8 protein-coding genes and 1 pseudogene are annotated in these 10,798 nt (G+C 61.5%); 8 read left to right on the top strand and 1 reads right to left on the bottom strand.

Annotation, left to right across the window (positions count from 1 at the left end; all coding sequences use genetic code 11):
* The first annotated feature begins 55 nt into the window (after window positions 1–55).
* From EOD15_RS19300 to EOD15_RS36830, 8 genes and pseudogenes are all read left to right on the top strand, one after another.
* Complete coding sequence (locus tag EOD15_RS19300) at window positions 56–832, top strand: aldolase/citrate lyase family protein (RefSeq protein WP_127321681.1); 777 nt, start codon at window positions 56–58, stop codon at window positions 830–832.
* A 13-nt stretch (window positions 833–845) separates the two neighbouring features.
* Window positions 846–1,898 carry an NAD(P)-dependent oxidoreductase gene (locus EOD15_RS19295; protein ID WP_127408744.1) on the top strand — a complete coding sequence of 351 codons (1,053 nt, stop codon included), beginning with the start codon at window positions 846–848 and terminating at the stop codon, window positions 1,896–1,898.
* A 119-nt stretch (window positions 1,899–2,017) separates the two neighbouring features.
* Window positions 2,018–3,673 (top strand): extracellular solute-binding protein, encoded by a 1,656-nt coding sequence (locus EOD15_RS19290; RefSeq protein ID WP_127318618.1) that lies wholly within the window; start codon window positions 2,018–2,020, stop codon window positions 3,671–3,673.
* A gap of 88 nt (window positions 3,674–3,761) precedes the next feature.
* Window positions 3,762–4,703, top strand: a complete 942-nt coding sequence (locus EOD15_RS19285) for a sugar ABC transporter permease (protein WP_127318620.1) — start codon at window positions 3,762–3,764, stop codon at window positions 4,701–4,703.
* 41 nt (window positions 4,704–4,744) lie between these two features.
* Entirely contained in the window at window positions 4,745–5,551 is an 807-nt protein-coding gene (locus EOD15_RS19280; RefSeq protein WP_245463715.1) for a carbohydrate ABC transporter permease, read from the top strand.
* Between the two features lie 12 nt (window positions 5,552–5,563).
* Window positions 5,564–6,658, top strand: a complete 1,095-nt coding sequence (gene ugpC / locus EOD15_RS19275) for a sn-glycerol-3-phosphate ABC transporter ATP-binding protein UgpC (RefSeq protein ID WP_127318624.1) — start codon at window positions 5,564–5,566, stop codon at window positions 6,656–6,658.
* Entirely contained in the window at window positions 6,655–8,631 is a 1,977-nt protein-coding gene (locus EOD15_RS19270; RefSeq protein ID WP_127318626.1) for a hypothetical protein, read from the top strand. The genes ugpC and EOD15_RS19270 overlap by 4 nt, the downstream gene beginning before the upstream one ends.
* A gap of 27 nt (window positions 8,632–8,658) precedes the next feature.
* Window positions 8,659–8,748 (top strand): annotated as a pseudogene (locus EOD15_RS36830) (SAM-dependent methyltransferase); the annotation flags it as partial.
* A 373-nt stretch (window positions 8,749–9,121) separates the two neighbouring features.
* On the opposite strand, the gene EOD15_RS19260 reads toward EOD15_RS36830, so the two are convergent.
* Window positions 9,122–9,652, bottom strand: coding sequence for a GNAT family N-acetyltransferase (locus EOD15_RS19260; RefSeq protein ID WP_164761579.1), 531 nt, complete (start codon window positions 9,650–9,652; stop codon window positions 9,122–9,124).
* Window positions 9,653–10,798 lie beyond the last annotated feature (1,146 nt).

Here is a 10,798-nt window from a genome sequence, read left to right as displayed (position 1 = left end):
GCATTGAAGGCAACATAGGCAGATCGGCCCTTTGGGGCGAACGGGAGGGTAGTGCATGTCAGAGCCAAGTCTCAAGGCGTTAGCCTCTCACAGGCGGGTCAAGCTCGGTACGCTTGTCGCCGAATTCGCCACGCCGGGAATTGGTCACATCCTGAAGTCCGCTGGTTGCGATTTCGTCTTTTTCGACATGGAGCATTCGGGATTCAGCTTGGAAACGCTGAAGAGCGCGATCCGCTATTTCGAGGCAGCCGATCTGCCGGTTATGGTGCGCGTGCCGTCGCAGGACTACCATTTCCTTGCCCGCGCGATGGACATGGGCGCTGAAGGGCTGATCGCACCGATGGTGAGTTCGGTCGAACAGGCGCAACACATCATCAAATCCATGAAATACCATCCTGCCGGCGCCCGCGGCGTGGCGCTGCAGATCGCTCACGACCGCTACCGTCCGGGTTCGGTCGCTGACAAATTCGAGGCCGCCAACAAGCGCTCGACGTTCATCTGCCTGATCGAGACCGCCGACGGCGTCAAGAACATCGACGGCATCGCGGGACTGGACGGGGTCGATTGTCTGTGGGTCGGACATTTCGATCTGTCCGTCTCGCTCGGCATTCCGGGCGACTTCGCCCACCCCACTTTCACCGCTGCAATGGCCAAAATCGTTGCAGCCGCCAAGAAGCACAACAAATCGCTTGGACGCCTGGTGCCCAACGTCGCGCAGGGACACGACTTCTACGCACAAGGCTTCGATTTCATTTGTTATTCGGGCGACGTTTGGGTCTTGCACGACGCGATGGCTGACGCGGTTTCCAAAATCCGGGCCGGGTGCCAATAGAGCGGAGGAGACGATGGACAGCGTGAAATTCAGGGTGGCGCTTTCGGGTGATTTCCGTAAGCCGGACGGCTCGCCGACCTATCCAGATTTCGATCTGGAGCCGCTGCGCAATGCGGCGGGCGTCGAGATGGTGTTCCTGGAATCGAACAGTCCGCTTCGCGCCGACCAACTTGAGGATTTCGATGCGCTGATCCTTCTCGCCCATCGCTTCGATTCCACGAGTGTCCCCAGGAGCGGCTGCCTGGCCGTCGTTGCCCGCTTCGGGGTCGGCTACGACACTGTCGACGTTGAGGCCTGCACCGCCGCCGGCATTGCCTTGGTCATCACGCCCGATGGCGTGCGACGGCCCGTCGCCGTATCCGTCATCACCTTCATGCTGGCACTGACCGGCAAACTGCTGACAAAGGACGCGCTCACCCGCAAGGGATCTCATGGCTTCCAGGAGCGCTCGGAACATATGGGCGTCGGGCTCGTCGGGCGTACGCTTGGGTCGCTGGGCATCGGCAACATCGGCGCCGAGGTCTTCCGCTTGGCGAGGCCCTTTGACATGCAATTCATTGCCCATGACCCGTTCGCTGACAAGAGGGTTGCTGCCGACCTGGGCGTCGAACTGGTCGGGCTGGAGGACCTGTTTCGCCGCGCCGACGTGCTGTCGGTGAGTTGCCCGCTGTCGCCGCAGACCCACCACATCGTCAATGCTGAGCGGATCGCCCTTATGAAGCCGACAGCTTACCTGATCAACACCGCGCGCGGCCCGATCGTCGACCAGAAAGCGCTGACACAAGCGCTGCAGGCGCGCCGCATCGCGGGGGCCGGTCTCGACGTGCTCGAGCAGGAGCCTCCCGATGCAGACGATGCGATCCTCAAACTCGACAATGTCATCCTGGCGCCGCACGCGCTTTGCTGGACCGACCAGTGCTTTGCCGGCAACGGTGCCGCCGACGTCAAGGCGGTGATCGAGGTGCAACACGGTCGCGAGCCGCGCGGCGTGGTCAATCGCGAGGTGCTTTCGAGCGAGCTGTGGAAGACCAGGCTGTCGGGGCTCGCGGCCCGCTTCGGAACCTAGGAGGACGCTGATTTTTTGGTGCGCCGCCGCGGCCCCCTTGCGGCGACTTTACGGGAGGAATGCTCGACCGCCGCGCCCGCGGACGAGTGAGGCAAATGGAAACGGGAGGACCAAGCACTATGAACGATCGTGACAAACGTGACTTTCAGGCAGGTCTCGAAGCAGAGGTCGACGCCTTCATGCGCGGCGAAACTACCCGCCGAACTTTCATAACCCGCTTCGGTCAGATGACCGGCATGTTGGCTGCGTCTGGCCCGATGCTGGGGATGATGACCGATTGGGCGGTGGCGCAGCAGACGCTGGAACTGGCGGACGCCACCTCGCCGCTCGGCCAAGCGCAGGCTGCAGCCCTGAAAGCATCGAAGGAAGGCCCGGCGGACGGTTCCGCGTTTCGCGCGGTGGAGGCCGCCAAGGCGCATTCGGGCGTCACCCTCAACATGACCTACGAGGCTGGCCTGCAGGCACTCGATCCGCGCAATTTCAGTGGGCCGATGTGGGAGCAGCTCACCGGGATGAAGTCGAATGTCGTCGAACTGTCGAACCCGGACCAGTACTCCAAGGCGGTCGCCGAGCACATCGCCGGCTCAGGTGCCTATGACGTCCTCGACGTCTCGCCGGCCTGGACACCATCGCTTGCCGATGGCGGCGTCATCGCACCTCTCGACGACTACATCGCCAAATACATGAACCCGGCAGACCTCGAGGACTATCACCCTCTGTACAAGGCGCTGCCAACCTACAAGGGCAAGATCTGGGGGTTCTTCGACGACGGCGACATGTTCGCTCTCTACTACCGCAAGGACATCTTCGAGGATCCGAAGATGATGGAGGCCTACCAGGCAAAGTTCAACGCCAAGCTTGGACCGCCGAAGACTTGGGAGGAATATGCCCAGATCGCCCAGTTCATCACCGACCAGATGGCGCCAAAGGTCTATGGCGCGGGACACTTCCGCAAGGCGGGCAGCCCCGGCAACCAGTTCGACTTCCTGCAGCAGTACCGCGCCAATGGCGGCAAACTGTTCGGCGACGACATGAAGGCGGGCCTGGTTTCGGACGCCGGCGTCAAGACGCTGACCAACATGCTCGCGGCGAACAAGGCCTCGATCCCCGGCAACAACGAGCTCGACGCCGTCTCCCTGTGGGCGGCCTTCCTGACCGGCAAAGTCGCGATGATCTATTCCTGGCCTCCCAGCGGCCGCATGGCGGCGAATTATTCGCAGTCCGCCACGGCGATCAACTTCATCCCCCAGTCCCAGATCGCTGGCAAGGTCGGCTATGCCGTCGTTCCGGGCAATCCGGAACATGCCACCGGCTACAACAAGGCGCTGTCGGCGGACTCGCCCAACCCCGAGGCGGCGTATCTGTTCATGCAATGGATATGCTCGCCACCGGTCTCTCTGGCGCGTTGCATGCTGCCCTATGCGCTACGAGACCCGTACCGTATCTCGCACTTCAAGTCCGAACTCTACGGCGCGCTCTTCCCAAGTGCCAAGGAGTACCTTGCCAATCTCAACAACTCGGCAAATGTTGGTCTGCTCGACCCGATCATGCCAGGCGCGCAGGACTACTTCTTGAGCATCGACCGTATGTGCACGGCGGTGTGGGCTGGTGCGGATCCGAAGGCGTCGCTGGAAACGGCGGCGGCCGAGTGGAACGAGACGACCGACCGACTGGGTGTGGATTCGCAGAAAGGTTTCTACACCGAGTTCCTGAAACTGCCTGGCGCCACCGCCGACAACACGGTGGAAAAACTTGGCATGGCGGTCGCCCTCTGAGGGGAGGCAGAGCCTGGAGCAATTGGTGTTGCGGGCGCTTGGCTCGCAACACCTCGCCGAACCGCTAAGCAGCCTTTTGGATACACCGATGCAGCCCACCGCCACGATTCACCGCTTGAAGGCCGCCGGCGCACCGCCCCGGCTATCTGCGTTCGCCCAACGGGCCGACCGCCATTTCAAGTGGCTGCTGGTCGCGCCCGCGGTGCTGCTGATATTGGCGCTGTCGATCTATCCGCTCCTGTTCTCGCTGGTCGTATCCTTTATCAACTACGACTTCCAGGTGCCGGGCCACGCATTTGTCGGATTGAAGAACTTCGAGCGGGTCGTGTTCGATCCCGTGGCACGTTGGTCACTGTTGCTGACGGCATGGCTGTCGGGCATCAGCGTCGCTATCGAATTCGTGCTCGGTCTCTTGGTGGCGCTGACAATGGTGCGCAGCTTTCCGGGCCGCGGCGTGATCATGTCGATCCTGATCGTGCCGCTGTTCATCAGCCCAGTCATCGTCGGCCAGGCCTGGACGCTGCTTTTGCAGCGGCCTTTCGGACCGACCAACTATATCCTGACGCAATTGTTGGGGCAGGAGGTTACGATCGGCTGGATGACCGAGCGCCCGTGGCTCTATGTCTCGCTCATCATCGCCGATGTCTGGCAGTGGACGCCATTCATGTTCGTCATCCTGCTCGCTGGCCTGACCGCAATTCCTCCCAATCTCTATGAGGCGGCAGAACTCGACGGGGTCAACGCCTGGCAGGTCTTCTGGGCGATCACGCTCCCCCATCTGGGGCCGATGATGCTGCTGGCGCTGACTTTCCGTCTGCTCGACGCCATCCGTATGTTCGATACCATATTCATCATGACAGGCGGCGGCCCGGGAACACAAACGTACACGGCCTCCTATTATCTCTATACCGTCGGCTTCACGCAGTTTCATCTGTCGCAGGCAACGGCCGGAAGTTGGCTGTTCCTGATCTTTACGGCGCTCATCGTGGCGTTGCTGGTACGCCGGCTCTTGAAGGTCGATCCGGTCTGATGGCCGCCGTAGCGCCCGCCCGCCGCAGGAAACGCCGGTCGTTGCCGATCGGGCGAATCCTGCTTTTGGGGTTCTTCCTAGTGTTCGTGCTGTGGCCGCTCTACTGGATGTTCAACACCTCAATCAAGCCCAGCGACGACTACCTCACCGTACCGCCTGTCTGGTTCCCCGCGGAGCCGACGCTTGTCCACTACGAAGCCGCGCTGTTCACCTATCGCGGTCTCGACGGGCTTATCAACAGCCTGATTATTTCGCTTTCGGCCACGGTGCTTTCGGCACTGTTCGGCACGCTGATGGCCTATAGTCTGGCGCGCTACAACACGGGTGGCCGGCATCTGTCCTTCTGGGTGCTGTCGCAGCGCTTCCTGCCACCTATCGGCATCGTCCTACCGGTATTCCTGATCTACCGCGGCGTCGGGCTATACGACACCCATATCGGGCTGATCATAGCCTACACGGTCTTCACGCTGCCGGTGTCCGTTTGGATGATGTTCGCCTATTTCCGCGGCATGCCGAAGTCGATGGAGGAGGCGGCCCTCGTCGATGGCTGCACGCGATGGGAGGCTTTCTGGCGCGTTGCCGTGCCGCTGGCCGCGCCCGGCATCGTCGCGGCGGCTGTCTTCGCCTTCATTGCCTGCTGGACCGAGTTCTTCTTCGCGCTGATTTTGACAAGCCGAACCGCCTTCACGCTGCCAACGGTCTTCCGCGCCTTCATCGGCTTCCAGGGCGCACAATATGGTGAAGCCGCGGCCCTTGCCATCGTCTCCCTCGTGCCATCGATCGCCCTTGGAGTGCTTGCTCAACGACATCTCGTGCGCGGGCTGACGCTCGGCGCCGTTCGCGGATAGGGAAGGGTAGGCATGGCCGAAGTCAGAATCACCGGCTTGCACAAGCGCTACGGCGCCTTCCATGCGGTGCGCGGTATTGACCTCCACATCCGCGACGGCGAGTTCACCGTTCTGGTTGGTCCGTCCGGCTGCGGCAAGAGCACCCTGTTGAGGACCATCGCCGGACTGGAGGAGAGTTCACAAGGCACGATCGAGATCGGCGGCGAGGTGGTCAATGATTTCAGGCCGCGCGACCGCGACGTGGCAATGGTGTTCCAAGATTATGCGCTCTATCCGCATATGAGCGTGGCCAAGAACATTGGCTTCGGCCTCAAGGCTCGCAAGATGCCGAAGCCAGAGGTGGAGATGCGCGTTGCCGAGGCGGCGCGCATGCTTGGCATCACTCCCTTGCTGGGGCGTTTTCCGCGCCAACTGTCCGGTGGCCAGCGCCAGCGCGTCGCCATCGGCCGCGCCATAGTCCGCAACCCCCGCATCTTTTTGTTCGACGAGCCGCTGTCCAATCTCGACGCACAGCTTCGCGACGAAATGCGCGGCGAGATCAAACGCCTTCACCAGGACATTGCCACAACGATGATCTACGTCACCCATGACCAGATCGAAGCAATGACGTTGGCTGACCGCATCGTGCTGATGCGCGACGGGCTGATAGAGCAGCAGGGCGCGCCACTCGAGTTGTTCGAGCGCCCGGCCTCGACCTTCGTCGCTGGGTTCCTGGGTTCGCCGCGGATGAGCTTCCTGCCAGGCACCCTTGCCTTGGAGGGAAGCACCGCCGCCATCCGGCTCGCGGACGCACTGCTGCCTTTAGCGCCCGGCAGGGGGCTGCAGGACGTCGCAGACGGACAGAAGGTGCTGCTCGGGTTGAGACCGGAGCACCTCACTCGTGCGCACACTGCCACGCCGGCGCAGGGCACGTTTCGCTATGAGGCAACAATCGACCTGCTGCAGCCGACCGGCTCGCGCAGCTACGCGACATTCCGACTTGCGGGTGCGCCGGTGATGGCGGAGTTGCAGGCGCACGACGTCAGCCGTCCTGGGGAGAAGCTGGCGATCGACATCAACATGAAACGGGCATCGATCTTCGACGCCACGACGGAGCGGGCACTTTGACCTCGACAGCTTCTCTGGCAGTCCGCTTGTGTGGCACCGAACAGCTCGAGGAACCGCTGCGCACACTGCGCGCCGGCTCCCTGTCGCTCGCGTTCGACAATGGGGCGTTGCGTTACATCCGCATTGGGACGATCGAGGTTTTGCGCGGAATCTCGTTCCTTGTACGGGACGAAAACTGGGGAACATGTACCCCCGTTCTCGATGATCTGCGGATCGACGAGAGGCCGGATGCGTTCGCCATTGAATACCGCGGAACATGTGCCGCAACATCGGGCCGCCTGGTTTACCGGGCCCGGATCTCGGGCAGTAGCGATGGCGCACTGTCGTTTGTGGCAGAAGCAGAGCCCGAGACCGACCTTTTGACCAACCGGACCGGCTTCGTCGTGCTGCATCCGATCGCGGCTTTGGCCGGCAAGCCGGTGAGGGTGCTGCATCAGGATGGTCTCGAAAGGCTTTCGCTTTTTCCAGACGTTATTGATCCTGAATGTCCGTTCACTGACGTGCGCGCGCTGTCGCATGAGATCGCGCCTGGGATCTGGGCCACCTGCACCATGGATGGTGATACCTTTGAGATGGAGGACCAACGCAACTGGTCTGATGCCTCCTATAAGACCTATGTTCGTCCCCTGCGTCGCCCGTGGCCCTACAGACTGCCCAAGGGTGAGAAATTCACGCAGGCCGTCCGGCTTCATGTGTCGGGGACGCTTTGTAGGGGGACGTCTGAAAACCCCAACCCACCGATCAACGTGACAATTGGCGGACCGGCCGGCCGGGTGCCTCGCATTGGCGTCGGCGTCGCCGCCGGGGAAGCCAGGCACGCCCTTGAAACCTCCGATCTAATTCGGCAATTGGCTCCGCAGTGGATGGTCTGCCAGGTCGATCTCCGTCTCGGCCAAGGTCACGATGAACTTGAACGCTACGCAGCGCTGACCCGGTTGATCGGGGCAAGCGTCGTACTGGAGATCATAACCAGGGGAACGCTGGATCCGTTCGGCGAGTTGAAGCCGGTCGCGGACGCTGTCCGTCGCCTCGGCCTCGCTCCAGAGGCTGTCTGCGTCTTTCCGGCGCAGGACATGAAATCGGTACAGCCGGGAGCAACATGGCCGGCGATGCCAAGCTTCCACGAAAACTACTCCGCGGCGCGCCGGGCTTTCCCGGGTGTAACGCTGGGCGGCGGCATGGCCGCGTACTTCACCGAGCTCAATCGCAAGCGCCCGCCAGGCGAGGCGCTCGACTACGCGACCTTCACCACCTGTCCAAGCGTGCACGCTGCAGACGATGTGTCGGTGATGGAGACGCTTGAGGCCATTCCCCATCTGATCCGCTCTGCCCGTGCCTTCATGGGCGAACGCTTGCCCCTGCGTGTGGGCCCCAGTCAACTCGGCTGCCGCGAGAACCCTTACGGAGCCTCCACGGCGCAGAACGAAGCGAACGGTCGCGTCTGCCTCACCCGCATCGATCCTCGCCAGCGCGGGCTGTTCAATGCGGCCTGGATCGTCGGCTATTTCGCGGCCTGCGCTCGCGAGGGCATCGAAGCCGTCGCCTTCGGTGACTTCACCGGCCCATTTGGTTTCGTCTACAGGAGAGGCAATTTCGCGCAGCCGTGGTTCGACCAACAGGATGGCCCAATGGTGTATCCCGCTTTCCATATCATGGCAGGCCTATCAAAGCTCGGTGGCGCCAGTCTGCTGTCGGTGGGAACTTCCGGAATTGACAGCATCGCGGCGATCGCCGCCGAAAAAAACGGGAGCACGACGCTTTGGCTTTCTAACCTTACTGCCAAGAGGCAATCCGTGCGGCTTTCGGGTATGCCGGTCGGCGCGCGCATTTGTCTTCTTTCTGCCGACCATTTCGAGCGGGCGGCCGCCGATCCGAACTTCATGGGAGGGTTCGGACGACAGTTGGATGAGCAATTAATTCTGGACGCCTACGCTGTGGCGCGGGTCGATCTGCACGGTTCGTGTTCGATTTAGCCCCGCGTAGGTGGATTGAGGCGTTGATCGCCCGACGCTTCGCAGCAAAAACCGCTGAAGCCGGGCTCGGCCAAGGTTTCGCTGAAGACTATACTGGAAAGTCCGGAAGGGCGCTGATCCACATTACTAAATAGCTGCTAAAAACAAAAGTAGCACAACATGCAGACTGGTACGTCTGGAATTATCTGGCATTTCACGGGTTTACCACTCCGGAATTATGGGATCGCTTGTGGAAGAACCGGTCGACCGGCCGTGGAACGATTTTTTGGCCCATCGGTCAATCTGACGCCAGGCGGCCACCAGGGCGCCGGTCCGACTTTCTGCCGATCAGCCCCAAGCGCCCGCTGACCGGCCCGCCTACCTGATCGTCATCACGACGCACGAAACGGACGAGTAGCGGCAAAACGAACGGGCTCCGCGAAGTGCACCTGTAGCCCTTTTGTTCGGATAGGTGGTAACGGGGTCAAAAGGGCGTTGGCTACTGCGCCATTCAGTAGGTCGGCACGTCCGGACGAGACTGGGGCAAGGCAATCTCTCCAGGGCGTACCATCACATAATCCTCGAAATGATAAGGGCCCATCTGCACAGGCTCCAAGCTCTCGACGGTGAAGCCTTGCGACTTGTAGAACGCGATGGCTGTCTCATTGCGATCGCTTACGTAGAGGGCCTGCGGGTGCTGCCTCCCGTAATGGTCTCTGATCGTCGCGATAAGCTGCTTTCCCAGCCCCATGCCCCGAACGGACGGCAGCAGGTAAAGCTTTTTGATCCACAGCCGCCCGTCTTTCAAGTAGGCCGACGCATAGCCAATATCTTTCCCGTCAACCGAGGCGATCCAGTACAGGTGGCCTCGCTCGCGCATGTCCGCGCCAAGCGTGTTAAGCGAATACATGTCCGCTACCATTGGTGGGATCAGGTCGGCGCCGATCAACGGCGCATAGTGCGCTGGCCAGATGATCAGAGCCAGATCCCGGACCCGGTTCAGACCTGCCGCGTCGATCTGTGTAATATCGGCGTTCGCCACGTGCCCAACCCCTGTGAAATCCATTGCCCCGGCTGAACATTACGCAATGCAAACGCGTTCGCAAGGCAGTGTTCATAGAGGGCGGCCGGCGCCAAGGGTTGGGAGTTATGGGTCTCGACGCCGGCCAAGCGGACGCTCAGGCCCGCCGCCTATCCTAAATGGCCGATTCGTGGGCGTGCCGTTATGGTGCGATCGCGGCAGGGAACCCCGTTGACCAATGCTTGCGCCACTCCAATTCCCGCAGACGATCAAGCCTACAGAATCCGCTGACTGTCCTAGTTTAATTCTCCGGCCGGGGCGCTCGGCGAGAGCGAATGCCTGCAGGTTCCTGACCTTGACGGTTTCCTGATCCGCATTGGCAATAATCGAGTAGAACGCCGCTCTGGCGATATCCTTGTTGGCCGTTTTGGGATGCTCTTTCGAGCAGCCTTGAAGAGTGCTTGGGCGACATCTCCGGCGTGATCATCCTCGTAAGGGTTTCGCTAATCGCACGCGTCTCACTCGCCTTCAAGACAAGTTCCTCTGCCCAGGCGCGCTGCCACCACATCAATGACCAATGCTTTGAGCCAACAAATATAGGTCTCAATATGTGAAAAGCCCCCACCGGCAGGGAGCTGAGGGGGGCTTGCCCTAGGAGGAGGTCGCGCTTTGGCGTTCATGCTCACCACCGGAAAGTTACGACGACAATGTGGCAACGGATGTCTGTTTCGGGCGCGGTTCGGCGAAATTTCCGCCAGCGTCCCGGATTCTCGCGGCGGTCCGGGCTCTTCTCGCGCGGCTTCTCACACTTCGCGCGCTATCGAACCGCAAGTCCAAGCACCTGGCTGGGCGCTCGGGACGGCCCAGCACGAGCGCTCATGAAACCCTCGTTGCATTCCTGCTGGGCGCTGCGGCCGGTGCTGTTGCGGTCGCCGATGATGAGCTGCGGCATACCTTCATCACCTGGTTGCGCGTCAATGTGAAATACCGATTTTCACTCTGTTGGGGCCTCGACGCTTTTTCGCTGGCCGGAGCGCTGACTAGAAGGAGAGGTGAACGGCGGCCTTGCGCCTAATATCGGTCGTCAAAGCCCAACTCGACGTTCGTCAGAAGCGGACCTTGAGAGCGCCTGCAGAAGGCACCGGGGGGCAGTACTATCACACCCTC

This window comes from Mesorhizobium sp. M7A.T.Ca.US.000.02.2.1, from assembly GCF_003996995.1.
Lineage (GTDB): Bacteria > Pseudomonadota > Alphaproteobacteria > Rhizobiales > Rhizobiaceae > Mesorhizobium.
This window is presented reverse-complemented; position numbering and strand designations above follow the sequence as displayed.